This is a genomic window from Glutamicibacter sp. AOP12-B1-11 (genome assembly GCF_052379245.1).
Lineage (GTDB): Bacteria > Actinomycetota > Actinomycetes > Actinomycetales > Micrococcaceae > Glutamicibacter.
Map to the genome: position 1 here is coordinate 1 of NZ_JBQSYL010000034.1, position 24116 is coordinate 24116.

22 protein-coding genes, 1 pseudogene and 1 riboswitch are annotated in these 24116 nt (G+C 62.8%); of the genes and pseudogenes, 6 read left to right on the forward strand and 17 right to left on the reverse strand.

Annotation, left to right across the window (positions count from 1 at the left end; genetic code table 11):
* The 9 genes and pseudogenes from ACT3UQ_RS16950 to ACT3UQ_RS16990 form a co-directional block, all read right to left on the reverse strand.
* A pseudogene (locus tag ACT3UQ_RS16950) lies at positions 1-318 on the reverse strand (serine hydroxymethyltransferase); the annotation flags it as partial.
* Complete coding sequence (gene gcvH, locus ACT3UQ_RS16955; protein WP_096283236.1) at positions 318-698, reverse strand: glycine cleavage system protein GcvH; 381 nt, start codon at positions 696-698, stop codon at positions 318-320. The gene gcvH and the pseudogene ACT3UQ_RS16950, both read right to left, overlap by 1 nt.
* A gap of 60 nt (positions 699-758) precedes the next feature.
* Entirely contained in the window at positions 759-1886 is a 1128-nt protein-coding gene (gene gcvT, locus ACT3UQ_RS16960) for a glycine cleavage system aminomethyltransferase GcvT (protein ID WP_444637572.1), read from the reverse strand.
* A gap of 9 nt (positions 1887-1895) precedes the next feature.
* Positions 1896-4742 (reverse strand): aminomethyl-transferring glycine dehydrogenase, encoded by a 2847-nt coding sequence (gcvP, locus tag ACT3UQ_RS16965; protein WP_444637573.1) that lies wholly within the window; start codon positions 4740-4742, stop codon positions 1896-1898.
* A gap of 165 nt (positions 4743-4907) precedes the next feature.
* A riboswitch (glycine riboswitch) is annotated at positions 4908-5005 on the reverse strand.
* A 97-nt stretch (positions 5006-5102) separates the two neighbouring features.
* The gene (locus tag ACT3UQ_RS16970; RefSeq protein ID WP_096283233.1) at positions 5103-5894 is read right to left on the reverse strand and encodes an SGNH/GDSL hydrolase family protein; all 792 of its coding nucleotides are present in this window, start codon (positions 5892-5894) and stop codon (positions 5103-5105) included.
* On the reverse strand, positions 5891-7039 hold the full coding sequence (locus ACT3UQ_RS16975; protein ID WP_105554550.1) for a serine hydrolase domain-containing protein: 1149 nt from the start codon (positions 7037-7039) through the stop codon (positions 5891-5893). The genes ACT3UQ_RS16970 and ACT3UQ_RS16975 overlap by 4 nt, the downstream gene beginning before the upstream one ends.
* 58 nt (positions 7040-7097) lie before the next feature.
* Positions 7098-7994, reverse strand: coding sequence for an RNase H family protein (locus ACT3UQ_RS16980; RefSeq protein WP_444637574.1), 897 nt, complete (start codon positions 7992-7994; stop codon positions 7098-7100).
* A gap of 161 nt (positions 7995-8155) precedes the next feature.
* Positions 8156-9265, reverse strand: a complete 1110-nt coding sequence (locus tag ACT3UQ_RS16985) for a glutathione S-transferase family protein (RefSeq protein ID WP_444637575.1) — start codon at positions 9263-9265, stop codon at positions 8156-8158.
* 141 nt (positions 9266-9406) lie between these two features.
* Complete coding sequence (locus tag ACT3UQ_RS16990) at positions 9407-9982, reverse strand: NADPH-dependent FMN reductase (RefSeq protein WP_444637576.1); 576 nt, start codon at positions 9980-9982, stop codon at positions 9407-9409.
* A 151-nt stretch (positions 9983-10133) separates the two neighbouring features.
* Here ACT3UQ_RS16990 and ACT3UQ_RS16995 point away from each other — a divergent pair, with 151 nt between their 5' ends.
* Positions 10134-10622, forward strand: a complete 489-nt coding sequence (locus ACT3UQ_RS16995) for a MarR family winged helix-turn-helix transcriptional regulator (protein WP_105554546.1) — start codon at positions 10134-10136, stop codon at positions 10620-10622.
* Here ACT3UQ_RS16995 and ACT3UQ_RS17000 read toward each other — a convergent pair.
* On the reverse strand, positions 10619-12451 hold the full coding sequence (locus ACT3UQ_RS17000; protein WP_444637577.1) for an ABC transporter ATP-binding protein: 1833 nt from the start codon (positions 12449-12451) through the stop codon (positions 10619-10621). The genes ACT3UQ_RS16995 and ACT3UQ_RS17000 overlap by 4 nt on opposite strands.
* A gap of 105 nt (positions 12452-12556) precedes the next feature.
* Between ACT3UQ_RS17000 and ACT3UQ_RS17005 the strand changes: the two genes are divergently transcribed.
* On the forward strand, positions 12557-13006 hold the full coding sequence (locus ACT3UQ_RS17005; RefSeq protein ID WP_181150459.1) for a MarR family winged helix-turn-helix transcriptional regulator: 450 nt from the start codon (positions 12557-12559) through the stop codon (positions 13004-13006).
* Between the two features lie 83 nt (positions 13007-13089).
* Here ACT3UQ_RS17005 and ACT3UQ_RS17010 read toward each other — a convergent pair whose 3' ends face one another.
* The 3 genes from ACT3UQ_RS17010 to ACT3UQ_RS17020 are packed head-to-tail and all read right to left on the reverse strand — an operon-like array spanning position 13090 to position 17060.
* Positions 13090-14988, reverse strand: a complete 1899-nt coding sequence (locus tag ACT3UQ_RS17010) for an SIP domain-containing protein (RefSeq protein WP_444637578.1) — start codon at positions 14986-14988, stop codon at positions 13090-13092.
* A 3-nt stretch (positions 14989-14991) separates the two neighbouring features.
* Positions 14992-16017, reverse strand: a complete 1026-nt coding sequence (locus tag ACT3UQ_RS17015; protein WP_444637579.1) for a FecCD family ABC transporter permease — start codon at positions 16015-16017, stop codon at positions 14992-14994.
* Complete coding sequence (locus tag ACT3UQ_RS17020; protein ID WP_444637580.1) at positions 16017-17060, reverse strand: FecCD family ABC transporter permease; 1044 nt, start codon at positions 17058-17060, stop codon at positions 16017-16019. Before ACT3UQ_RS17020 ends, ACT3UQ_RS17015 begins: the two co-directional genes overlap by 1 nt.
* Before the next feature lie 20 nt (positions 17061-17080).
* Between ACT3UQ_RS17020 and ACT3UQ_RS17025 the strand changes: the two genes are divergently transcribed.
* Positions 17081-17881 (forward strand): MBL fold metallo-hydrolase, encoded by an 801-nt coding sequence (locus ACT3UQ_RS17025; RefSeq protein ID WP_444637581.1) that lies wholly within the window; start codon positions 17081-17083, stop codon positions 17879-17881.
* A gap of 3 nt (positions 17882-17884) precedes the next feature.
* Here the strand turns inward: ACT3UQ_RS17025 and ACT3UQ_RS17030 are convergent, their stop codons facing one another.
* The 3 genes from ACT3UQ_RS17030 to ACT3UQ_RS17040 all read right to left on the reverse strand — a co-directional run bounded on the left by ACT3UQ_RS17030 (position 17885) and on the right by ACT3UQ_RS17040 (position 21159).
* The gene (locus tag ACT3UQ_RS17030; protein ID WP_105554539.1) at positions 17885-18928 is read right to left on the reverse strand and encodes an ABC transporter substrate-binding protein; all 1044 of its coding nucleotides are present in this window, start codon (positions 18926-18928) and stop codon (positions 17885-17887) included.
* Positions 18929-19102: 174 nt separating this feature from the next.
* Positions 19103-20434 carry an FtsX-like permease family protein gene (locus tag ACT3UQ_RS17035; RefSeq protein WP_444637582.1) on the reverse strand — a complete coding sequence of 444 codons (1332 nt, stop codon included), beginning with the start codon at positions 20432-20434 and terminating at the stop codon, positions 19103-19105.
* Positions 20431-21159 carry an ABC transporter ATP-binding protein gene (locus tag ACT3UQ_RS17040; protein WP_105570294.1) on the reverse strand — a complete coding sequence of 243 codons (729 nt, stop codon included), beginning with the start codon at positions 21157-21159 and terminating at the stop codon, positions 20431-20433. Before ACT3UQ_RS17040 ends, ACT3UQ_RS17035 begins: the two co-directional genes overlap by 4 nt.
* A gap of 129 nt (positions 21160-21288) precedes the next feature.
* On the opposite strand from ACT3UQ_RS17040, the gene ACT3UQ_RS17045 reads away from it, so the two are divergent.
* Together ACT3UQ_RS17045 and ACT3UQ_RS17050 are read left to right on the forward strand one after the other, a co-directional pair.
* Positions 21289-21549: a glutaredoxin family protein gene (locus tag ACT3UQ_RS17045; protein ID WP_444637583.1), complete on the forward strand. Its 261-nt coding sequence runs from the start codon at positions 21289-21291 to the stop codon at positions 21547-21549.
* A gap of 64 nt (positions 21550-21613) precedes the next feature.
* Positions 21614-22258 (forward strand): YqaJ viral recombinase family protein, encoded by a 645-nt coding sequence (locus ACT3UQ_RS17050; RefSeq protein WP_258133763.1) that lies wholly within the window; start codon positions 21614-21616, stop codon positions 22256-22258.
* A 13-nt stretch (positions 22259-22271) separates the two neighbouring features.
* Here ACT3UQ_RS17050 and ACT3UQ_RS17055 read toward each other — a convergent pair whose 3' ends face one another.
* Positions 22272-23366, reverse strand: coding sequence for a mechanosensitive ion channel family protein (locus tag ACT3UQ_RS17055; protein ID WP_444637584.1), 1095 nt, complete (start codon positions 23364-23366; stop codon positions 22272-22274).
* 368 nt (positions 23367-23734) lie between these two features.
* Here ACT3UQ_RS17055 and ACT3UQ_RS17060 point away from each other — a divergent pair, with 368 nt between their 5' ends.
* The gene (locus tag ACT3UQ_RS17060) at positions 23735-24112 is read left to right on the forward strand and encodes an AMIN-like domain-containing (lipo)protein (protein ID WP_258138841.1); all 378 of its coding nucleotides are present in this window, start codon (positions 23735-23737) and stop codon (positions 24110-24112) included.
* The last annotated feature ends 4 nt before the right edge of the window (positions 24113-24116 follow it).

Below are 24116 nucleotides of genomic sequence, written 5' to 3' on the forward strand. Positions count from 1 at the left end.
GTGCGGCTGCACATTGGCATACTCCGCACCGAACAGTGCCTTCAAACGCTCAATAGCCAACGTCTCGATAACGTCAACCTCTTCGCAACCACCGTAGTAACGGCGGCCCGGGTAACCTTCGGCGTACTTGTTGGTCAACACCGAACCCTGCGCCTGCATCACAGCCTGCGCGGTATGGTTCTCCGAAGCGATCATCTCCAGACCACGCTGCTGACGAGCGAGCTCGGCATCGATCCGCTGCGCAACCTCAGGATCGAGCTGCGCCAGGGACTGAGTCAATGATGCAGGGGCTAGGGATTCAAAAGTCTTGTTGCTCATTACTCGACGTTTCCACCGTTCGCGCTGGCGTAGTCTGCTGCCGAAAGCAGCGGACCTTCGGACTCAACTTCAACGGTGAACAGCCAGCCGTTGCCGTATGGATCTTCGTTCAGGATTGCAGGGTTATCTGCAGCTTCCTGGTTGATCTCGACGATGGTGCCGGTCACTGGCGAGTACAGGTCGGAAACCGACTTCGTGGACTCGACTTCGCCACAGGTCTCGCCCGCGGTGACGGTGTCGCCAACTTCTGGCAGGTCAACGTAGACCACGTCGCCCAGTGCGTCGGCGGCGATCTGTGTGATACCGATCTTGGCTGGCGATGCTGCATCGATCCACTCGTGCTCGGCCGAGTAGCGCAACGATGAAAGAACTTTACTCACGATAATTCCTCTCCCAAGGGAAATGGTGGGCGTCTTACGAACGCCCGCTTAGGTTAAACGTTACTTTGCTCGGGTGTAGAACGGCAGTTCTACGACCACAAATGGCAATGTCTTGCCACGAAGGTCGACATCTAGCTCGGTTCCCACTTCACTAAATGCAACATCCACGTAGCCTAGTGCTACCGGGTAGCCCAAGGTCGGCGATGGCTGGCCGGAGGTGATCTCGCCTATGGTCGCTCCATCCTTGACGATGGCGTATCCGCCACGGCCGGCGCGCTTGCCCAGACCTTTCAGGCCCACCAGCTTGCGTGGCGGTGTCTGTCCGCGCAGTGCCTCCAGCGCTTCGCGACCGACAAAGTTCTCGGTCTTCTTGAAGGACACCACCGGAGCGAAGCCGGCATCGAAGGGGGTGCGCTCGACGGAAAGCTCGTTGCCGTAGAGCGGCATGCCGGCTTCCAGACGCAGCGAGTCACGCGAAGCCAGCCCGCAGGGGACCAGTTCGTGGCCGGTGCCGGCTGCGACGGTCTTGTCCCAGATGGCGGTGGCGTCTTCGTTGGCGATGATCAGCTCGAAGCCGTCTTCGCCGGTGTAGCCGGTGCGGGCCAGCAGCACGTCGATTCCGCCGAGAACCACTTCGATGGCCGCGTAGTACTTCAGTTCCTGCACCGCGGCTGCGGTCTGCTCATCGGCCGCCAGCGATGCCACGATCGCCTCGGCGTTCGGGCCCTGTACGGCGATCAGCGAGGTGCGTGCCGAGGCGTCATCCACCACGACGTCGAAACCTGCTGCGCGCTCGGCCAGTGCGGCCGCCACAACCGGCGCGTTGCCGGCGTTTGGCACGACCAGGAAGCGCTCTTCGCCGAGGCGGTAGACGATCAAGTCGTCAAGGATCTTGCCCGCTTCGTTGAGGATCAGCGAGTACTTCGCCTTGCCGACCTTCATGATGGACAGGTTGCCGGCCAGCGCGGTGTTCAACGCCTCGCCGGCCTGGGGACCGGTGAGCCATACCTCGCCCATGTGGGACAGGTCGAACAGGCCCGCGGTGGAACGCACGGCCTTGTGCTCGGCAAGTTCCGAACCATACTTCAGCGGCATATCCCAGCCGCCGAAGTCGGTGAACGAAGCGCCAAGCTCGGCATGCTTGCCGTGCAGCGCGGTGTGCTTGATATCGGTGCTTGTCTCAGTCATCGCGATGTCCTAGTCTTCGAAGGCTTCAGGAGCTGGGCAGGAGCAGATCAGGTTTCGGTCACCGGCTGCGCCGTCGATGCGCCCGGTGGCCGGGAAGTACTTGTCGCGCTTGAGGCTGGCTACCGGGAAGGCGGCCTGCTCGACGCTGTACTTGCGGTCCCAATTGCTGGAGATCAGTGCGGTGGCGCTGTGCGGTGCGTTGCGCAGCGGCGACTCTTCGATGGTGTAGACCCCGGACAGCACTTCCTGCATTTCCTGGTGGATGGTGATCATCGCTTCGATGAAGCGTTCGATTTCCGCCAGGTCCTCGGACTCGGTTGGTTCCACCATCAGGGTGCCGGAGACCGGGAAGGACAGCGTTGGTGCGTGGAATCCGAAGTCGATCAGGCGCTTGGCCACGTCTTCTGCGGTCACACCGGTTTTCGCGGTCAGTTCGCGGAGGTCCAGGATGCACTCGTGGGCCACCAGGGACTTGTTGCCGGTGAACAGGATCGGGAAGTACTCGTTCAGGCGCTTGGCGATGTAGTTTGCGTTCAGGATCGCGGTCTTGGTTGCTTCGGTCAGCCCGTCGCCACCCATCATCGCGATGTAGGCCCAGGAGATCGGCAGCACGCCGGCGGAGCCGAAAGCGGTGGACACTACCGGCACACCGTCGCGTTCGGTGTAGCTGCCCGAAGCGTCGCCGGGCAGGAATGGCACCAGGTGCTCGGCGACAGCGACCGGACCGACACCCGGTCCGCCACCGCCGTGCGGGATGCAGAAGGTCTTGTGCAGGTTCAGGTGGCTGACGTCGCCGCCGAACTGGCCCGGCTGCGCGAGGCCCACCAGGGCGTTCATGTTCGCGCCGTCGATGTAGACCTGGCCGCCCGCGGCGTGGATCTTGTCACAGACCTCGCGCACGTCGGCGTCGTAGACCCCGTGGGTGGATGGGTAGGTGATCATGATGGCCGACAAGACGTCCTTGTTGGCCTCGATCTTGGCATCCAGGTCGTTTGCGTCGATGGTGCCGTCCGCTGCGGTCTTCACCACGACGACCTTCATCCCTGCCAGCACGGCCGAAGCCGCGTTGGTGCCGTGGGCCGAAGCCGGGATCAGGCAGACGTTGCGCTGGGATTCGCCGCGCGAGGCGTGGTAGCCGGAGATGGCAAGCAACCCGGAGTATTCGCCCTGCGAGCCGGCGTTGGGCTGGATCGAGATGCCGGCGTAACCGGTGATGGCGGTCAACCGGCCTTCAAGGTCGGTGATCAGTTCGCGCCAGCCGATGGACTGCTCGGCGGGAACGTAGGGGTGGATCGTGGCGAACTCCGGCCAGGTGATGGATTCCATCTCGGCGGCCGAGTTCAGCTTCATGGTGCATGAGCCCAGTGGGATCATGGTGCGGTCCAAGGCCAGGTCGCGGTCCGAGAGGCGACGCAGGTAGCGCATCATCTGGGTCTCGGAGGAGATGGTGTTGAAGATCGGGTGGGTCATGTAGGCGCTGCTGCGCACCTGCGCCTCGGGGATCTCGAAGCCCTCCGGTACGGACAGCTCAACGCCGAAGACCTCGACCAGGGTGCGCACGATATCCGCGGTGGTTGCCTCATCGGTGGAGATGCCCACCTGGGTTTCGGAAACCTTGCGCAGGTTGATGCCGGCTTCGGCCGCCTTGGCGATGACCGCTTCCGCGTTCTCGACGTTGACCACAACGGTGTCGAAGAAGGAGTCGGACGCCAGGGTGAAGCCGCCGGAAACCAGCGAGCTGGCGATGACGCGAGCGTGGTTGTGCGCCCGGGTCGCGATCTGCTTCAGGCCCGCCGGGCCGTGGTAGACGCCATACATCGAGGCGCAAATGGCCAGCAGCGCCTGTGCGGTGCAGATGTTGGAGGTGGCCTTCTCGCGGCGGATGTGCTGCTCGCGAGTCTGCAGTGCCAGGCGGTAGGCGGGGGTGCCGGCGTCATCGGTGGAGACACCGACCAGGCGCCCGGGCATCGAGCGCTGCAGGCCCGCGCCGACGGCGAGGTAGGCAGCGTGCGGTCCGCCGAAGAACAGCGGCACCCCGAAGCGCTGGGTGTTGCCCACTGCGATATCCGCGCCCTGTTCACCGGGAGGGGTGATCATGGTCAGCGAGAGCAGGTCGGCTATGACAGTGACCATCGCGCCGGCGTCCTTGGCGGCGGCGATGATCTGCTTGTGGTCGGCAATCGAGCCGTCGTTGCCCGGCTGCTGGAGCACGATACCCGAGATGTCGCCTTCCGGCAGACCCTGGGAGAGGTCAACAACTTCGATTTCGAAGCCGAGCGCGTCGGCGCGGCCTTCGATGACCTTGATGGTCTGCGGGAAGATGTTCGAGTCCAGCACGGTCTTGCCGCTGGCCTTCTTCTTATTCGAACGGCGCATCATCAGCACGGCTTCGGCCGCCGATGAGGACTCATCGAGCATCGAGGCGTTGGCGATGGGCAGGCCGGTCAGGTCCATGACCATGGTCTGGAAGTTCAGCAGCGCTTCGAGGCGGCCCTGGGAGATTTCTGGCTGGTACGGGGTGTAGGCGGTGTACCAGGCCGGGTTTTCCACGATGTTGCGGCGAATCACCGCTGGCGTGAAGGTGTCGTAGAAGCCCTGGCCGATCATCTGGGTCTTCATCACGTTCTTGGATGCCAAGTTGCGCAGGTGAGCCAACGCTTCGGTTTCGCTCAGGGCAGCAGGAAGATCCAATGCCGCACCCTGGCGGATGTCGGCCGGAACTGCGGTGTCGATCAGCTCGTCGAGGCTGGAGTAACCCAGCGTCTGGAGCATGTGGTTTGCATCGGCCGGACGTGGGCCAATGTGGCGGGACACGAATTCGCTACTCGTTGATGCCGAGGTCTGCGTAATAGTCATGGTGCAGTTATCTCCAGGGGGATCTGTCTTGGCGCATGCCAAAGGAAGGTCTCTGTCCCTCCCCATCCCTGTTGCATAACCTGAGAGTTTTACGCATCCGACCTACAAAGCCGGGCGCTTGCACCTTCGGTGAACCGGAACGGGCCGGTTTCTTTCCAGAGTTGCCTCGTGATGGCGGTACGGGGGCCTGAGAGTTTCCTGGGGAGGAATTGCTCCTACGGCGCCCATCCATGGTGTGAACGGGTCTCTCCCGCCATCCGTCGAAGGCTGTGCCGTGGATCTGATGATCCAAAACACATCACCATCTTACCTGCACCGCATGCTTCTATCCAAGACCGGCGGCTCGGTTCGATTCACAAATTAACTTGCACTGGAGCCTTGAGCGAGTTTTACATAGGCGGGATATCTCGCTGGCAAGGAGTCTCCCGAGGACGTGCCCGTCAGCCGGCGCTTGATCCAGGGTCCCAAATGCTCCTTCACCCAGCCCATATCCTCGCGTAATCTCTCGCCACGGGAGTTGACCGGCAGCTGCGGCAACCCCGGAAGATTGATCTGCCCGGCCCATTCGGGCTCAACGATGCCGTGCCTGCCGAGCAGTTCGAGCACCTTGCGCGCCATCAATGCGTGGCCGAATTCGTTCATATGCAGCCGGTCCCCCGCCCAATAGCGCAGGTCCGAGAATTCCCGCCAGCGCCAGTAGTCGGCCACCAGCGCACCATGGGTGTCAGCGATTTCGCGGATCTTCTCGTTGTAGATGGCGGTCCGCGGACGGGTCTTGTTGAATAGCGGGGAATCCACGGTGTCGAACCCGGTGAACAGCACCACGGTGCTGCCGGACTCGGCAAATCGGCGGACCATCCCGTCATAACCGCGCATGAGCGCGTCCAGATCGGCGCTGGGGCGCAGAATGTCGTTGCCCCCGGCATAGATGGTCACCAGATCGGGTTCCAACGCCAGCCCGGCGTCGAGCTGCTGGTTGATGACCTGGGAGATCTTCTTGCCGCGAATGGCAAGGTTCGCGTATTCCCAGTCGCCCTGGGTGCCCAGCACCTCGGCCACCCGGTCGGCCCAACCGCGCACCCGGTTAGGGCGCACCATGCTGATATCTCCGACACCTTCGGTGAAGGAATCCCCTAATGCAAGGAATTTCATTTCGCTCCCTTGGCCAAGATGAGCTGGCGGGCCAGCTGGCTCAGGCGCACGCCGGTCGAGATATCCTTTTCTCCTTCATTGCGCGAAGGGATGTAGCCGAAGCCCAGCTGGTAGGCCGGGTCGGCGAAGGCCAGCGACGAATTCGCCCCGTCATGCCCATAGGCGAAGATCGAGCCGTAGTCCTTGCGCGCGGTGGGCTTCATGAAACCGACGGCGAAGGCCTGCAACTGACCGTTGGTGCGGTCCGGTCCGTAGACGAGTTCGGTGGAAACCTCGGCCCAGGTATCTGCGCTGAGCAGCCCCTCGGTGGCGCCGAGCTCCGGCACCGCGCCGAAGGACGCGGCGTAGATCCCGGCGAGCGCCTGGGCGTTGGCCACCGCGCCCATGGAGGCCGGACCCAGCTGCCGGACCTGTGGCGAGTTCGCCAGTTCGTGCCAGTTGTACACCGGTCCGGATTCCAGGGCGAAGCCCGAGGTGGAGTTGACCGAGAGCCCGGACGGCGAGAACGGGTCCATGAAGGCAGGTGCTTCATCCAGCGCGGGCAGCACGTCGCGGTAGCGCGGTTCGAGTTCTGCGCCGTGGCCGATGAAGGCGTCGACTCCCAGCGGCTTGCGGATGCGCTGTTCGTAGACTTCTTTGAGTTCCTGGCCGGTGACCCGGCGTACCAGTTCTTCCATGAGTACACCCATGGTGATGGCGTGGTAGCCGACGATATTCTGTCCCTGCGGCCAGATGCTCGGCATGGAGGCCAGCACCTTGGCGTATTCGGCCGAGTTGAGCAGAACCTCGCTTGGAACTCCCCCGGGGACGCCGAGCACGCCGGCTTGGTGGCTGAGTACTTCGCCCAGGGTCAGGCGCTGTTTGCCGCCGCTGGCGAATTCGGGCCAGTAGGTTCCGATCGGCTTGGCCGGATCGAGCAAGCCGTCCTGAATCAGCATCGCGATGACCAGCGCACCCAGGCCCTTGGTGCAGGAGAAGACGCAGGTCACCGCGTCGCCGGCGAGATGCTCGCCGACCGCGTGGCTGAGCACCAGCTGCCCGCGGTGATAAATCGCGAGCTGGGCCGAATAGCCCTCTTCTTCCGCCGCTCGGGCGTCAAGCGCTTCGGCGAGGGGCGCGAAATCTTCTGTAATGACCGAATCCATGAAAATCCTTAAAGTGCTTGCTGCTTGTCAACTAACACTAGTGCGAAAGGGGAAAAAGCTAAGCGCGGCTCTCGATTGTTTCCTGGCGGAAACGCAATTTCCAGCCCCGATCCGTCTGCTGCCACCATGAGGAGCAGACCAAAACCTGCGAGCCTTCCGGACTCATCCGATAGGCGATCAGCACCAGCTTGGAATCCAGCGGACGCGCGGTGAGCAGCTGCACCGGACCGGTGGCCGGAAGCGCGCCGCCGGCGTCGAGGATCGAGCGCACGGTGGAGACATCCAGCAGCGAACCGTCACGGCAGACTTCCTGGTAGCTCGGGTGCAGAAAATCGCTGACCTCGGTGAAGTTCGCGCGCACCTGCGCGTCGAGCAGACCCTGCTCCAATTCGAAGACGGTGCTTGCCACGTCCACGGCTGGTTCGGCGGCGGCCTCAACCACCGGAGGCGGGGCTTGGCCCGGTTCGTTGCCAGCAATCGTGCCCGAGGAGCCGGTATAGCCGGGCCCGGCGTCCGGGTCCTTCCCGCTTTGATGTGCGGTGGCGGCGGCTCGGGCCCGGTCATCGGCTTCCTCGTTGAGTTCGTGGCCGGCATGGCCCTTGACCCATTCAAAGGTGTATTTGCGTCCATCGATCACCGCGTCTAGTTCTCGCAGAATGTCCTGGTTGAGCACCGGCTTGCCGTCGGACTTCTTCCAGCCCTTTTTCTTCCATCCCGGCATCCACTTGGTGATGCAGTTGATGGCGTACTGGGAATCGCACAGGATTTTCAGTTCGGTTTCGGGTTCTTTGGCCGTGGCGCGAAAGAGCTCGAGCACGGCTTGAAGCTCGCCCATGTTGTTGGTTCCGTGGTCCCAGCCCCCGGCTCCCCAGTTTTCGTGGTCGATATACCAGGCCCAACCGGCAGGTCCAGGGTTACCGAGTGCAGAACCGTCAGCTGCCGCAATGATCGTCATATGAATAATCCTGCCATGTCCACCCCACAAGTGCAGATGACCAGGTGTGCCATGTTCGTTTTTTAACGGGCAATGTCCCGGTGAAAACTCCGTGAGTTCTCGCCGGGACATTGCCAGGACGCAGGTGTTGCCCCGGTTCAGCAAGCTTGGCTTCGAATGATTCAGGCCGGATACATCGGGTTATGCCCCGCGGCCACACGCTCTTCGGCGCGCACCTCGCCCGGTGCGGTACCGTCGAGGAACGGTCCGGAATCCGCCAGCTCTTCGCGCCCGTGGGCTTCGAGCCAGTTGCTCAGCTCCGGCCCCTTCGGCACGATCCCGGTGGGGTTGATATCTTCGTGAACCACGTAGTAGTGCGCCTTGATCTGCTCAAAGTCGGTGGTATCGCCAAACCCTGGGGTCTGGAACAGGTCGCGGGCGTAGCCCCACAAGTTAGGCATGTCGATCAACTTGTTGCGGTTGGTCTTGAAGTGACCGTGGTAGACCGGGTCGAAGCGAGCCAGCGTCGTGAACAGGCGCACATCGGCCTCGGTGATGTGGTCGCCCATGAGGAAGCGGCGGGTTGCTAGACGCTCTTCGAGATAGTCCAGCGTGTCAAAGAGCCGGTCATAGGCATCGTTGTAGGCCTGCTGGTCGCCGGCGAATCCGGCGCGGTAGACGCCGTTATTCACCTCGGTGAAGATGCGTTTGATCAGGGGCAGCATCTGTTCAAGCTGATCTTCGGGCAGCAGATTCGGCGCACCTTCGCGGTGGAATTCCTTCCATTGCGTCGACATGTCCCAGGTGATTTGCGGGTAGTCGTTGGTCACCACTGCACCGGTGGGAATATCCACGATTGCCGGGACGGTGATGCCGCGCGGGTAGTCCGCGAATCGCTTGAAGTAGTTTTCCTGCACACGCTCGGTACCCAGCACCGGATCCTTGCCGCCAGCGTCCAGGTCGAAGGTCCAGCTGCGCGAGTCATGGGTTGGGCCGGGCAGGCCGACCGATATCGCGTCTTCCAGGCCGAGGAGGCGGCGCACAATCAGCGTGCGGTTGGCCCAGGGGCAGGCACGTGCGGCCACGAGGCGGTAGCGCCCGGCTTCCACCGGCCACAGCTGCGCCCCGTCGCCGAGTCCGGCCTGCGGGTGGCCGATCGAGCTATTGGGCACACCAGCGGCAAAAGCTTCGGGGCGCGGATCTGCCACGATGCGGTCCTGGATGTAATTGGTATCCCGGCTGAATTCGCCTCCGGTGACGTAGGCACCCTTGGTCGAAAATTCTTTGGTCATTTCTCCCCTTGAAGCTTTTGGCGTAGTTCCTGTGCGGCTCTTAGCTCTCAGGCTAACTCGCTGGGTTGGCTAAAAGTAGTCATTTGCGCAGAACCACGAAAAGTTTGACTGCCAGCTTCTCGCGGTTCTCTTGATGAAAACTTAGGCGTTGGCCATGGCACCGGCGCGTACGGTGTTCATGGCGGTCGTCCAAGAAATCAGCTGGTCGAACATCGGCTGGACCGAGGCGGCGGACTGTTCGGTCGGGTTGAAGACGGAGAAGTTTTCGAAGTCGGTGAACAGCGAGAACATGCCGGTCTTCTGCACGTGGGCCAGCTGCAGTTCGGAAAGAATGCCGCGCAGGTGTTCCACCGCACGCGCTCCCATGGCCGAGCCGTAGCCGACAATTCCGGCTGCCTTGTTGGAGAATTCCGCGTTCAGGTAGGACAGTGCGTTAGCCAGAGCCGGTGCGATCGAGTGGTTGTATTCCGGAGTGATGAAGATGTAGCCGTCGAATTCGGCGATCTTTGCCGACCAGTTCTTCGTGGCTTCGTTCTGGTAGTTCTGGTACGCGGCCGGGAAGGCCTCGTCCAGCAGCGGCAGGTTGAAGTCGGCGATATCCACCAGCTCGTAGCTTGCGTCGTTGCGCTGCTGCGCCTGCTCGAGGACCCACTGCGCCACTCCAGCGTTATTGCGTCCTGGGCGGGTGGAACCGGTAATGATAGCGATCTTCAGCATGTTTTTGCTCCCCTAAGTGGTGGTACGCCCAACCTTTATGGTTGACACGTCATCAAATCTTGCTAAAAACTACATTACACGAGATAATTGATGTGTCAACAACTTTGCTGGCGTGCCCCGCAGCATTTACCGCTTCAGGAGAATAGAAAACATGGGAACCGAAAATACCCGCTGGCTCAACGACCGCGAGCAAGACCTCTGGCGGACCATTCGCGAGTTCCTCTGGCAGTTCCCCAGCGCCATGGATCGTCAACTCACCCAGGACTCCGCCATGCAGTCCGGAGAATACTCGGTCCTCGCGGTACTTTCCGAGGCCGAAGAGTCCTCGCTTCGCCCCGCCGAGATGGCCGAGGAGCTGCGCTGGGACCGCTCCCGGCTCTCGCACCTCTTGCGCCGCATGGAGGCCAAGTCCCTGATTACCCGCTGCTCAGATGCCTCGGATCGCCGCGGCCACCAGATCGGCTTATCCGAACTCGGCTGGCAGGCGATTCGCGAAGCGGCTCCGAAGCACGTTGAATTCATTCGCCAAACGCTGTTCGATTCGCTCACGCCAGCGGAACATGCCGCCCTGGAGACTGCGTTGCCTAAAATTTTAGCCGCAATCGCACCGCACGCACCAACCACGCCGCAATGCGACTAGCCCGACTGCTGGGCGAACTCGCTATTGCTCACTAGGCGGGCAAATTTACCGTCGAGCTCCACCAGCTGCGCAAAGCTCCCGGCCTCAATAATCTGCCCCTCATCGAGCACCACGATCTGATCTGCGCGCATCACCGTGCTCAGCCGGTGCGCAATCAGCAGCGTGGTGCGCCCAACGGCCAATTGATCCAGGGCCTGCTGCACCAGCGCCTCGGTCACCGTATCGAGGGCACTGGTTGCCTCGTCCAGGACGAGGACCTTGGGCCTGCGCAGCATGGTGCGTGCGATCGCCAGCCGCTGCTGTTCACCGCCGGAGAAGCGGTGGCCGCGTTGCCCGACGCGGGTATCCAGCCCCTCGGGCAGCCCGCGAATCAGCTCCGCAATCTGCGCCGCCTCCAAGGCTTCCCACAATTCTCCCTCGCTGGCGTGCGGTGCGGCCCAGAGCAGGTTCTCGCGCACACTGGTATGCAGCAGATAGCTTTCCTGCGCCACCATGGAGACCACCGCGGCGATCTCTTGCGGCTTCACCTCGCGAAGATCCACGCCGTCCAAGGTGACATTGCCAGAGCTCGGATCCAAGAGCCGCGGCAGCAATGAGCCCAGCGTTGATTTGCCCGAACCGGTGGCGCCCACGACTGCAGTCATCGTACCGGCCGCTAGCTTGAGGTTGAGGTCCCGCAAGGTAACGGTGCGCGCCCCGGGATAGCGGAAGCTCACATCCTTGAGTTCCAGTTCTCCGCGCACCTCGCTGGCCACGAGCTGGCGCGGGTTTTTCGGGACCGGGAGCGCCTGATCGGCATCGAGGTATTCAAAGACTCGGCTGAATAGCGCCATCGCCGAGACCCACTGGATGGAGATGCTCATCAGCCCCAGCACCGGGCGGAAGATCCCGGCCTGCAGTCCGGTAAAGGCCACCAAGGTGCCGATGCTCATGCCCTCCCCGGTGACAGGAAGCCCGGCCACGATGTAGAGCACCGCCGGCACCGCGGCGAAGATGATCGACATCGCGGCCATGCGCCAGCGACCGGCCAAAGCGCTACGCATCTCCAGATCGATGAGCTTCGAACTGGAATCGGTGAACTGCTCCGCGTCAAGCGTGCCGGTACCCATCACCTTGGCCAGGCGAACTCCGGAGATGCTCAAGCGTTCTTCGATAATCGAGGTGAGCGTGGACATTTCCCGCTGCCGCGCTCCGGTGATCTTGCGCCGCAGCTTGGCGGTTTGCCTGGCCAGGATGATGGCCGGCGGCAGGACCACCAGCGAGATCAGGCTCAACTTCCAGGAAATGGCTACCATCGCGCAAGCGGTGGCCACCACGGTGGTCAGATTTGAAGCGATCGAAGTCGCCGAGCTGGTGATCACCGACTGCATCTGGCCGACGTCATTGGTCAGCCGAGACTGCACCTCCCCCGAGCGAGCATTGGTGAAAAAGGCCAGGGACTGCTTCTGCAGGTGGGTGAACAGTCCGGTGCGCAATCCATGCATCACCTCCTGGCCCATCAGGGTCGCTCGCCACGTTTGAATCACGCCGAGCACCGCGTTGATCAGGGCAATGAGGACCAGCCCGCCAGCCAGCGCCAGTAATAGCTTGACGTCCTGCTCGGGAATAGCCACGTCAATGAGTTCACGGACGATAAATGGTTGCGCCAGCCCAATCAGCGATGAGGCAACGATCAGCAATATCACCACGATGACGGTTCTCAGGTGCGGGCGAAAAAGCCCGGCCACCCGGTGCAGCGAGACCGGATGCTCCGCCAGCCATTCCTTATCCTGTTTTGCATCACCCGGGCGCCCGCCGCCGCCGGGGCCACCCATTGCCATGGGAATCATGCGCACCTCCATTTATCTCTGTGTTCACAAACCAGAATAACAGAGGTTACCTCACTATGTGGTTCCATCTTGAGTTTGTCGGGAAGAACACCCTATTCTTTAATCATGCCTACCCAAGAGTCCGGCCCTGACTTGGTCGACCTGTTCAACCGCAGTTCGCGTTTGCTTCGCGGCAAGTGGCGCCATACCCTCACGCCCTACGGCATCACCCCGCATCAAGTACGAACGTTGATGTTGCTGGGACGCGAAGGAACCGAGGGAATGCGCAACTCGCAATTAGCCGAAAGGCTGCACATTGCCCCGCGCTCCACCACCGAGGTCATCGACCAGCTGGTCGCCAAGGAGCTAGCCACACGCACCGCGGATCCCGCCGATCGCCGCGCCAGCTTGATCACGCTGACCGCGTCGGGCAGCGAGCTGCTGAAGATTCTGCATGCCGAACGCAAGCAAAGCCACGAGGAATTCTTCGCGAGCCTCGGTGCGGAGGACCGCAGCGAGCTCACCCGGATATTGGGGCTGCTCGTTGCAGATGCAGCAGGCAGTCCGCGGTGCTAATCCAAGGTCATTGAGCACAAAAGAGGGCGGTTTCCCGCAGGATAAAAGTCCCGGGAAACCGCCCTCATCTCTAACTGCTTCGCCTAGTTTTCGGTCTTTCCGCGACGCCAGTACCCCATGAAGGCCACCTGCTTTCGGTCAATGCCTGCCTCGCGCACCAGATAGCGGCGCAGGTCCTTGACCATGCCCGCCTCGCCGGCAATCCAGGCATAGAACGGTGCGGATTCTGCGGCGCCGGTTTCCCACAGGATCTGCGCGTCCACGTCAATGTCTTCGGGATCCGCGTCGGTATGCACCGCGCCGGCCGCCGGAATAGCCACCACGTCGCGTACCGCCGCCGCAAGCAGCACCCCATGCTCGCTGGTGCCACGCGTCAGCCATTGCACCGATACTCCGGAGCGGGTGGAGGCGCCCAGAATGTCGGTGGTCTCCGGAACCTCAATCAGGGCGTGGCCGGTCACATTGGATGGCAGCGCCTCGAGAATCGCACAAATTGCCGGGGCCGCGGTCTCGTCGCCGGCCAGCACCACGCGGCCTGCGCCTCCCGGACGGAATTCGATTCCACCGTAGGTTTCATCGCTCAACGCCCGGTTCGGCCCCAGCAGCAGCAGTTCGTCGCCGATCTGCGCCCGATCGGCGAATTCGGTCGCCGGGCCGCCGCGCAGGCGGCCATCGACAACCTCGCCATGCATCACAAAGTCGATATCCAGCTCGGCGGTATCCCCGAGGTTATCGCGGTGCCCCATCTCCCGGAAGGCGCGCACCGTGTAGGTGCGCATATATCCGCGTGTCGCCGGGTCGATCGACAGCCAGCGGCGGTACCAGCCCTCCTGCTCCGCCGGGCTGGATAGGGCCCGTGGACGCAGGGCCGCGATCTGCGGGGTCAATGCCGAACCGCCGGCAGGCGGCAGCAGCAGCTTGATCCGCATATCCAACGGGTGGCTGTTCGTTCCGAAGTGCGCCAGGTCGGAGCCGCCGATGGTGATCCGCCGGAAGGAGGGCGCCAGATCCTGGGTGCGCAAGACGCTGCACTGGTAGGCCAGGGTTGCCAGATGCTCGGAGCCCGGACGCATCCGCGTCTCCTGTTCCGCCTCGGCTTGCGCAGGCTTCGGCGGTTGCGCCGCCGGCTTAGGGGCCTGGGCGCTCTCGGCGGAGCGCACGATCCCCTGTGCGGCCAGTACGTTCTCGGTGCGCAGCACGCGGTGGCGGCCGATCGGGAGCACCAGCGGGGTGCCGGCTACCGGGTCCGGGATCACCCGGCTGGGCATGCCGAACACGTCCTTGACGGTGCGTTCGGTCACCACGTCGTTGGGGTGGCCGGCGGCGTAGATCTTTCCCCCGCGCAGGGCCACGAGGTGATCGGCATAGCGTGCGGCGAGGTTCAGGTCATGGAGCACAATGACCACGGTGATCCCACGGGTGCGGTTCAGCTCGCTGATCACGTCCAGCACTTCGAGCTGGTGGGCTACGTCCAGGAAGGTGGTGGGCTCATCGAGCAGCAGCAGCTCTGTCTCCTGGGCCAGGGCCATGGCGATCCACACGCGTTGGCGCTGTCCGCCGGAGAGCTCGTCAACCGCGCGGTCCGCCAGCTCCATGGTGCCGGTCAGGTCCAGGGCGCGGTTGACCGCCGCCTCGTCTTCGGGGCCGAAGCGCTTGAACAGCCCCTGATGCGGGTAGCGGCCACGGCTGATGAGCTCGCGAGCGGTAATTCCGTCCGGCGCGGTGGGCGACTGCGGAAGCAGCCCGAGAGTCCGGGCCACCTCCTTGGCCGGGCGCGTGTGGATATCCTGCCCGTCGAGCAGCACCTGGCCACCGGCCGGGCGCATCAGACGCGACAGCGCCCGCAGCAAGGTGGACTTGCCGCAGCCGTTGGCCCCGACAACGATGCTCACCTGCCCGGTGGGGATGTCCAGGGACAGCTCGTCCACGATGGTGACCTTGTCATAGGCCAGGGTCAGGTCGGTTGCCTGGAGTTGGGCCATGGGTTATCCCCCGCTTCCTGTTGAGTTGGAACGCACCAGCACCCAAATCAGGAATGGTGCGCCGAATGCACCGGTGATTACGCCCACCGGCAGCGACAAATCCGAAAACAGATTTGCGGCGAAAAAGTTTGCAACGACCACAATGACCGCTCCGGTCAGCCCGGCGAGCCAAATATTTATCGCCCCGCGAGTCAGCGCGGCGGTGATCGGGCCGGCGAGAAACGCAACAAATGACAGCGGTCCGGTGACCGCAATGGGGATGGCGCCAAATGCCACGGCCACGAACACCAGCAAGATGCGCGCCCGGGACACGTTCAGGCCCAGCGCTGCGGCCGCATCATCGCCGAGCTCCAGCAGCTTCAGCTGCCGCACCACAAGCGGAAGCAAGCAGAGCGCAAGGATTCCCAGGCTTACCAGCAGGATCGTGGCACGTTCCCAGGTGCTCGGCGCGAGCGACCCGGTCAGCCAGCGCATCGCATCTCCGGCGGTGTTCAGCTGAGCCTGGGTGAGCAGATACTGGATGATTGCCTGCAGCATCGCACCGATGGCCAGACCGGCCAGGATGAGCCGGGAACCGGTTCGCTTGCCCGAAGCCGACAGCCAGTAGATCAGGGCCGCCACGGCCAAGCCGCCGGCCAGCGCGGCGGCATTCAGCTGCCATCCGGTGGTGCCGAAGTAGATCAGCGCCACGATGGCGCCGGTGGCCGCCCCGAAGCCCACGCCGATCACGTCCGGGCTCGCCAGCGGATTGGCAAGCCACCGCTGGAAGAGCGAACCAGAAATTCCCAGCCCGGCCCCGGCAAGGGCGCCCACCGCAATGCGCGGCAACCGGTCATCTAGCAGGATGAAGCTGGTTCCGGGCACCGTTTCACCGGAAAAGACCGCGAAGATCTCCTCGGCGGGCAGCCTGTCCCGGCCCCAGAAAATATAGGCCACGGAGGCTGCGACGAAAGCCAGCGTCAGCCAGAGCACGCTGGAGAGCACTCGCTGCCTGCGCCGGGCGGGCAGCGCGCTTTGTACTGGTGCCATTACAGGGTCACCGACTTCATGCCGCTGCGCATCATGATAATGAACAGTGGCGCTCCAAGAATTGCGCACATCACGCCGACCTGGATTTCACCCGGCGGATTGATCACCCGCCCCAAGGTGTCCGCGACCAGCAGCAGGATCGGCCCGGCGATGATGCTCGCCGGCATCAACCAACGGTAGTCCGAGCCGACGAGCAGCCGCACCGCATGCGGAATCATCAGCCCGACAAAGGCAATGGGCCCGGCCACCGCGGTGGCCGTTCCGACCAGCAAGACGATGCCCACCGATCCGAGGACTCGCGCCCGTCCCAGCCGGAAGCCCAGCGCGGTCGCCGAATCGTCGCCCATGGCCACCGCGTTGGAGACCCGCGCGGTGCCCAGCACGATCAACGCACCGACGGCAACGACCGGAATGACCAGCAGGTAGGTTTCCACGCCCCGGGCCGCCAGCGTGCCGATTTGCCAGAAGCGGAACTCGTCCAGGGCCAGGGTTGAAACCATCAGCACCGCGCTGGTCACCGCGGTGAATCCCACCGAGAGGGCCGCGCCGGACAGCGCAAGCTTGATCGGCGTGGCGCCTTCACGACCCACGCTGGCCACCACATACACCAAGGCCATCACCACCGCGGCGCCGAGGAAGGCAGCGATCATGGTGCCGGTCAGGGAAGTCATTCCCAAGAAGGCGATACCCGTAACGACCGCTAGGGCCGCGCCGGCATTCAAGCCAAGAATTCCGGAGTCTGCCAACGGGTTGCGGGTCAACCCCTGCATGGCGGCACCGGAGAGTCCAAGGGCGGCGCCGACAACAATTCCGCCCACCGTCCGGGCAATGCGCGAGTGCACGACCACATGGTCCGAGACGCCGTCGTCAAAGTTCGTAAAAGAATCCGCGAGGGTCCCCAGCGCAACCGGTCGCGCACCAAAAATCAGCGAGGCGATCACCGCAATCCCCAGCACGGCCAGCAGGCCCAGGCAGGCGGCAATCTTACGTCCCAGCTTCATCTTCGGCGCGCTGCTGCGCTTGGTACTTTCGGTGGCCGTCATTGCTTCCTACACTCGTTGTCATGGAACATCTTGCTTTTCCCACCGTTTTGTCCCCCGGTATTGCCGTGCTGCGCGCGGACAATCCCTCGGAAATGACCTTGGAGGGGACAAATACCTATCTGCTCTTCGACCCGCAGACCACGCAGTTGAGCCACGACACCGAAATTGTGGTGGTGGATCCGGGGCCCGACATGCCAGCGCATCTGCACGCGTTGGCGGCCTTTGATGTCCAAATGATTTTGTTGACGCACCGCCATGGGGATCATTCCGGAGGGATCCCGCTGCTGCATGAGCTGACCGGAGCACCGGTGCGGGCCCGGCTCGCGGAATTCTGCCGGAATGCCGAACCATTGGTCGATGGCGAGCGGCTCGAATTCTGCGCAACCACCCTGCGCGTGCTTTTCACCCCGGGCCACACCTCGGACTCGGTGTGCTTTGTCCGTGAAGGCCAGCAGGGTGCGTTGTTCACCGGAGATACCGTGCTCGGCCGCGGAACCACTATTCTTGAGCATCCCGATGGAACGCTGGCCGACTATCTGGACTCCTTGGCACGGCTTTCGGCCTTGGCAGACATGCCGCTGCACCCGGCCCATGGCGAGCAGCATGCTGGCTCGCATAAATTGCTGACCGCCTACCGGGAGCACCGCGAGTCTCGCCTGGAGCAGGTCCGCGTTGCCCTGGCCAAACTCGGCAAGGCCGGGGCAGACGCCGAGCCAGCGGAATTGCTGGATCTTGTCTACCCCGACCTGGATCCGCGCCTGGCCGGCGCGGCTAGCAGCTCCCTGGAAGCGCAATTGCACTACTTGGCGGTGAATTCTTGAGGCTTACTTAGCCGCGTTCTCTGCGGCCTTGGCGATGGTGGGCACCACGTTGTCGATTGCCCATTCGATGGACAGCGGGGATGCCGCCGAAACCGAGAGAACTGCCTGATCGTCACCGAGGATCGCTACCGAATCGGTTGCTGCCGCAGGAAGCTGGCCGTAGAGCTTATTGCTCTTGACCACGTCGTCGAGGTCGTCCCCGGCGAGCGCCGAGGCAAAGACGACGTCTGCATCCAACTCGTTAGCGCGCTCCGGGGACCATTCGAAGAAGAACGCGTCCTTGGGGGTGTTCTTGGTGACGATCTCCGCCTGCTTCATGCCCAGCGAGGTCAGGAAACGCGGGCGGTTGTCCCCCGTGGCGTAGACGTACATGGTCTTCGGGCTGGAGAGATCTACCGAAGCGAAGGTCGCGTCTTTCAGCGCCGGGAACTTTTCCGCCTGCGCCGACAGTTCACCTTCCAGATCCGAGACCAGCTTCTCGGCTTGCTCGCTCTTGCCCAGCAGTTCGCCGGCCGCTTCGGTGGTGTCCTGCCAGCTGGTGAGGTAGTTGGCCTTCAGCGGTCCCACGGTCGGGGCGATCTTGGAGAGCTTGTCGTACTGTTCCTGGGTCAGTCCCGAGTAGGCCGCGAAGATCACGTCTGGCTTGGATCGGGCAATCTCGTCGAAGTTCACGCCGTCGGCGATGTCGTACTGGGTCGGGGCCTTCTCCGAGCCGATGGAAGCGCCCAGCTCTTCGAGCTTCGCGTCCTTCCAGTCGGTCGAGTTGTTGGCGTTCTGCCCATAGGCGTCGATATCCATGCCCACAGGAACGGTGCCCAGCGCCAGCAGCGCGTCTGCGTTGACCCATGAAATGGTGGCTACCTTGCTTGGCTTCTTGGTGATCTCGGTTTCACCGTAGATGTGCTCGATGCTCACCGGTGCGTAACTCGTCTCTGCGGTCGCCGAGGCGGTTGGTTCCGTAGAAGAAGCTGAGCCACAGGCGCTGAGGCCGAGTGCCAAAATTGCGGAGGATGCTGCCAGCAGGCCAGCACGGCGCGAAATGTTCATGGGTCATAATCCAGACGTTGCGAGTTGTCATGAGATAACGGTTACTTAGGTTAGCCTATGCGAACCGCATGCAACATTACGCTGATTGTGATTCAATACGCAACACGAAGGACATGTAATCCACGCCTCACGGCGCAGAATCGCTTTAGCGGCACCTAACATTTTCCCGGTTCATTAGTCACGACGTGAACCAGCCAGCAACAATCGGCGGGGGTCTGCAATGTTAAGCGACACCCGGATCATCAGCAGCCCGGCCACCAGCACCACCAGCACCGTGCCCACCGTCAGCGGTTTCATCAGCAGCGCCAGCGAGGCGAATGGCAGCACCAGCACCACGGACGCCACCGCGAAGCCGATCGCCACGGTGAGCGCCGGGATCATCAGGCTTTTCACCCGGGCCGCGTTGATCACCGCCAGGTCCATTCCCAGCTTGCCCAGCCCGGAATACAGCTCTTCGCGGTCCAAGGTACCGGCGCACTGGCTGATCGCCGCGGAGATAGCCACGCAAATCAGTGCCAGGCCGAGGGTCACCAACACGCCGGTGAGCACATCTGTGCCGAGATAGTCTTCCCACGTTCCGGTCGCCTGGGCTTCGCCGAAGCCGAACATGGCCGCCCCGGTGCCGCCGATCACCGCCACGAAGGAGGCCATGGCCACTCCGGAGACCTGGCGCCAGGCGGCCACCGGAGATTCCAGGATCATCCGGGCCGCCAGCAGCTGCTCCGCACTGGTTGCCTTGTTCAGCTTCGATTTACCCACCTTGGCCACCAGCCACGGTCCGATGAGGTTCAGCGCCAGCAAGCCCAGCGCGAATCCACCGATGATGATCGCGATCAGCACGCCCAAATCCACCGGAAGCAAACCCACATTGGTGAACAGCGAATAGAGCACCACGATGCTGCCCACCGTAATCACCGCGCGCAGCCAGCTGGGCACCGGAGCCACACGCCGGGTCGCCACGGCGAGCGGGGTGATTACCAGCTTGCGCAGTCCGGCCAGCGCGCTGATCACCGAAAGCAGCACGACGGCCACGACCGCCAAGGCCGCGGCACCGGCCGGCAAGAAGATCCCCGTGCCGATGGCTTGGCCCTGGAAGGGGACCAGCGCCACGGCCGGAGCCAGCGCAAGATACAGCAGCACTCCGGCCAGGGCCCCGACCAGCGCGGTCACGGCCGCCTGGGTGACCGCCACGGCGCGCACCTGGAATCCGGTGGCCCCCAGCAGTCGCAGGGACGAGAGGGCCCGGTCCTGGGCCCGCGCCGAAAGCTTCGCGGCCGAGGAACCAAGCACGAGCAAGGGAACGATCAGCAGCACCAAGGCGAACGCCGCCAGCGGCACATAGAAGCTTTGCGCTTCGCCGTCCAGCTTGGTGAAGGACCAGGCCCCGCCGAGCACGATGAGCACCATGGCGCTGACCATCGTATAGGCGCCTACGGTGAGCAGCTGCGGGATGCGGCTGGCGCTGGTGGGCCGCCCCAGCAGCCACGCCATATGCAGGATATTCATGAGCGGTGCCCCTCAACCAGTGCATCATCTGCGGTGATCTTTCCATCGTGCAGCGTTAGCACGCGATCGCAACGCGCGGCGACCTGCCGGTCATGGGTGACCATGACCAGGGTCTTCCCTGCCCCGACGGTGCAGCGCAGCAAGGTGTCCAGCACCTCGGTGCCGGTGACCGAATCCAGGGCACCGGTCGGTTCATCGGCAAAGACCACGCTGGCCCCGGTGACCTGGGCCCGGGCGATCGCCACGCGCTGGGATTGGCCGCCGGAGAGCTGGCCGATCCGGCGTTGCTCCATTCCGGCGAGGCCCAATTGCTGCAAGGCGTCCACGGCGCGCGCGATTGCTGCGCCGCGTGGCACGCCATTGATCATCAGGGCCATGGCCACGTTTTCCTCGGCCGTGAGCTCGGGAATCAGCAGACCCGACTGAAAGACGAATCCGAACGCCTCGCGGCGCAGCTTGGTGCGCGCGGCGTCCTTGAGCTGCTCGACCTGTATTGGCCCCTGGCCGGGAAGGTTGAGTGTCACCGTGCCTGAGTCCGGCAGTTCGATGCCGGCCAGAGCATGGAGCAAGGTGGACTTTCCCGACCCCGAGGGGCCCATGATGGCCACCGCGGTCCCGAGTCCCAGAGCAACATCGATGCCGTCCAGCGCGTGCGTGGTGCCATAGCTGCGGGTGAGTCCTCTGGCCGAAATAAGTGGGTTGGAAACCTTCGAGTTCTGAAGCATATTTCAATGTTCCCAAGTTCTCTCGCTTGGTACCTCGGAGCACCGATGGAGTTCTTGGTGGGCGATCTCATCCCGCGGTAGGAGCCAGCTCACCGCATTCGGGGCCATTTCGCAGTAGGCTCGAAGGCGATGAAGCTTGAACTGTATACCCAGCCTTTCTGCGCCCCATGTGTGCGGACCCGGCAGGTAGTCCTGCGCGCCGCGAAGCTGCTTCCGCAGCTGGCCGTCGAAGAGATCGATGTCGTCGAACAGGTCAGCCGCGGCCAGGAAATGGGTGTGATTTCAACACCGGTGATCCGTTTGCTCGCCAACGACGAAGAGAAGTTCCGGGGCACCGACACCCCTACGCTGCAGCAATTATTAGCGGCCATCGCCCACGTCAGCGACTAGGCTCACGCACCGTCGCCAGCGATGCTGCACGCGTTCGGGCCCTTTATGGGGAACAATGGATCAGGTGACTAGCGTGCCTCGGATTGACCATGAATGCCTCCAACGAGTGTTGGCAGATTCCACCAACCGCATCGAATGGTTGCGGGCACGGGCACAGGGCATCACCGCCACCGACGTCGCCAAGCTATCCACGGAGAAATCCATCCGCAATGCGGCCTGGGACAAACTCTATGGCTCGGGGTTCTCCGGAAATACCTACACCGACCACGGACGGCGCCGCGAACCGGTGATCGCCGCCTGGGTGCAGGAGAACTTCAACATCTTCCCGTCCTCCCAGCTTTTCCATGCGCAGCATTCGAGGCTGCACCTGGCAACCCCCGACGGCTTGGGGTTCGACGAGGACGGTTCTCCGGTGCTCGCCGAAATCAAGACCACCAATAAGCCGTTTAAGAAGATCCCGAAGAACTACCTGCGCCAGGTGCTCTGGCAGCAGCATGTCATCGGCGCGCAGCGGACCTTATTCGTCTGGGAACAGCACCATAACTTCGTCCCGGTCCAGGCCGTCCCCGAGTTCATCTGGATCGAACGCGACGATACGATGATCCAGGACCTCATCGACAAGGCCGAACTGCTCATCCAGGCGTTGCGCGAGTCGACCTCCCGCGAGCAGCAGTACCTCGACTACGGCCCGGCGGCGCTGCGCCTCTGAGCCGGCGCCCGCACTACATATTGGGATTTTGCATGGTGCGCGGATCCGGCAGGCATTCCGGGTAGCCCTGCACCAGCTCGCTCAAGAGCTTCTCGCGCAGCATATTGCGCAGGTTCCACAGGTCCCCCGGGTCCCTGGAAGATAAATAAATGGTCACCGTTTGCAACCCGCCGTAGGTGTCGGTCACAAGCAGGCTGTTAGTTCGGCCGTCCCACCAATCCGAGGATTCAAGCAATTCGGTGGTGCGGGTACGGAGGTAATCGATCGGTGCATTGAGCTTCAGCTGCAGGGTGATATTTCCGTCGATTTCGGTGCTGCGCCGCGACCAGTTCTCAAATGGCGTGGTGGTGAAGTAGGTCGAGGGCAGGATCATGCGGCGACCGTCGATCAGGAGCACCACCACATAGGTCAGCGTGATTTCCTCTACCGTGCCGCGTTCGGCTTCCACCACCACGATGTCATCCACGCGAACCGAATCGGTAAAGGCAATCTGCAGCCCGGCGAACACGTTGGCCAGCGAGGACTGCACGGCCAGGCCAACAACTACCGAGGCCAGGCCGGCTGAGGCAAGAATACCTGCACCCAACGCCCTGACCTGCTCGATTGTCAGCAGCACGGCGGCTACCGCGATGATGCACAAGACCGCTATCAGCACGCGGCGCAGCAGTCCCACCTGGGTCTGCACCTTGGCCAGCCGGCGGCCCGGGCCGAAGCGGCTTCGTATTCTTGCCAGCACCACTTCTTCGACGATCTTCACCAGCACGATAATCAGCCAGGTGAGGAAGAAGACCAGGCAGATCAGCAGCGCAAACTGCCAGAACTTGTAGCCAGCGGCTTCCCGCTGGAAGGCAAGGATCGAGGTTTTGAGGATGATCGAGGCGAAGGTGCCGAATATCGGAATCCGCGCGCCCTTGACGTTGATCTCCCCGAGCCCGGTGCGTTGGAAAATGCGGTGGGTCAGCCCGCTGATCACGAAGGCGAGGATCGCGGCAATGGTTAATCCAACGGCGATAACCACCAGAAATTGCAACGATTCGGGTAGGAAGCGGGAAACTTCAATAACTTCGTCGACAGTGTCATCGATTGGTGCGGATGGGCTTGGCAACATCCTTAAAGCATGTCACAAGACCCTAGCCGACGGCTGTGCGACACCTTGGGTAAACCCCGAAGAGCCCAGACGTATTACAGAAGCGCACCAGATGAATTCCAGTTGGCTTCGGGCTATTGCACCGCGTTGGCGACGGGGTTTTAGTAGTCTCAAGGGCTCGAACCGGGCTCCAGGGCGCAATCGATAGAAAGCCGGTGGTTCACATGCGCCGCACCAAACTCGGATTACTCACAGCGCTCACTGCAGCAACGATGCTCTCGGTGGCTCCCGTGGCGGCAGCCGCCCCGGCCGCTAGCCCAGCGACCGCTTGCGAAACCGTATATTGGGGTTCTCTAGCCAAAACCTCAACCAGCTCAACTACGTCGTCAATGACGAATATCCGTACCGGACGCCACACCTGCTTTGACCGGATGGTCCTGGACCTGAACGGCAACCCGGCCGGCTACTCGGTGAAATACGTCAGCGAACTCACCGGTATTGGATCGGGGGAGGAAGTGAGCACCACAGGCGGGGCTCGACTAGAAATTCTGCTGAAGGCCGGCGCCAGCCCGAGCTACAACCCGGGCGCCACCGTCAAGACGCTGAACTATCAGACCTTCCGCCAGCAAGTTTGGCTGGGAAGTTTTGAAGGCCAAACCAAGGTCGGAATGTCCACGCGGGCAAGGCTGCCCATGCGGGTCTTCGTCCTCTCCGGCCCTGATCAGGGATCGCGATTGGTGATCGATGTAGCTCACTATTGGTACTAACCTG

Coding starts and splice junctions, on each gene's coding strand:
- ACT3UQ_RS16970 (WP_096283233.1), bottom strand. CDS start 5,894: ATGAAATTCCTTGCATTAGGGGATTCCTTCACCGAAGGTGTCGGAGAT.
- ACT3UQ_RS17060 (WP_258138841.1), top strand. CDS start 23,735: ATGACGAATATCCGTACCGGACGCCACACCTGCTTTGACCGGATGGTC.
- ACT3UQ_RS17035 (WP_444637582.1), bottom strand. CDS start 20,434: ATGAATATCCTGCATATGGCGTGGCTGCTGGGGCGGCCCACCAGCGCC.
- ACT3UQ_RS17040 (WP_105570294.1), bottom strand. CDS start 21,159: ATGCTTCAGAACTCGAAGGTTTCCAACCCACTTATTTCGGCCAGAGGA.
- ACT3UQ_RS16980 (WP_444637574.1), bottom strand. CDS start 7,994: ATGACGATCATTGCGGCAGCTGACGGTTCTGCACTCGGTAACCCTGGA.
- ACT3UQ_RS16985 (WP_444637575.1), bottom strand. CDS start 9,265: ATGACCAAAGAATTTTCGACCAAGGGTGCCTACGTCACCGGAGGCGAA.
- ACT3UQ_RS17000 (WP_444637577.1), bottom strand. CDS start 12,451: ATGATTCCCATGGCAATGGGTGGCCCCGGCGGCGGCGGGCGCCCGGGT.
- ACT3UQ_RS17025 (WP_444637581.1), top strand. CDS start 17,081: ATGGAACATCTTGCTTTTCCCACCGTTTTGTCCCCCGGTATTGCCGTG.
- gcvT (WP_444637572.1), bottom strand. CDS start 1,886: ATGACTGAGACAAGCACCGATATCAAGCACACCGCGCTGCACGGCAAG.
- ACT3UQ_RS17045 (WP_444637583.1), top strand. CDS start 21,289: ATGAAGCTTGAACTGTATACCCAGCCTTTCTGCGCCCCATGTGTGCGG.
- ACT3UQ_RS16990 (WP_444637576.1), bottom strand. CDS start 9,982: ATGCTGAAGATCGCTATCATTACCGGTTCCACCCGCCCAGGACGCAAT.
- gcvP (WP_444637573.1), bottom strand. CDS start 4,742: ATGACTATTACGCAGACCTCGGCATCAACGAGTAGCGAATTCGTGTCC.
- ACT3UQ_RS17005 (WP_181150459.1), top strand. CDS start 12,557: ATGCCTACCCAAGAGTCCGGCCCTGACTTGGTCGACCTGTTCAACCGC.
- ACT3UQ_RS16975 (WP_105554550.1), bottom strand. CDS start 7,039: ATGGATTCGGTCATTACAGAAGATTTCGCGCCCCTCGCCGAAGCGCTT.
- ACT3UQ_RS16995 (WP_105554546.1), top strand. CDS start 10,134: ATGGGAACCGAAAATACCCGCTGGCTCAACGACCGCGAGCAAGACCTC.
- ACT3UQ_RS17020 (WP_444637580.1), bottom strand. CDS start 17,060: ATGACGGCCACCGAAAGTACCAAGCGCAGCAGCGCGCCGAAGATGAAG.
- ACT3UQ_RS17055 (WP_444637584.1), bottom strand. CDS start 23,366: ATGTTGCCAAGCCCATCCGCACCAATCGATGACACTGTCGACGAAGTT.
- ACT3UQ_RS17015 (WP_444637579.1), bottom strand. CDS start 16,017: ATGGCACCAGTACAAAGCGCGCTGCCCGCCCGGCGCAGGCAGCGAGTG.
- ACT3UQ_RS17030 (WP_105554539.1), bottom strand. CDS start 18,928: ATGAACATTTCGCGCCGTGCTGGCCTGCTGGCAGCATCCTCCGCAATT.
- ACT3UQ_RS17010 (WP_444637578.1), bottom strand. CDS start 14,988: ATGGCCCAACTCCAGGCAACCGACCTGACCCTGGCCTATGACAAGGTC.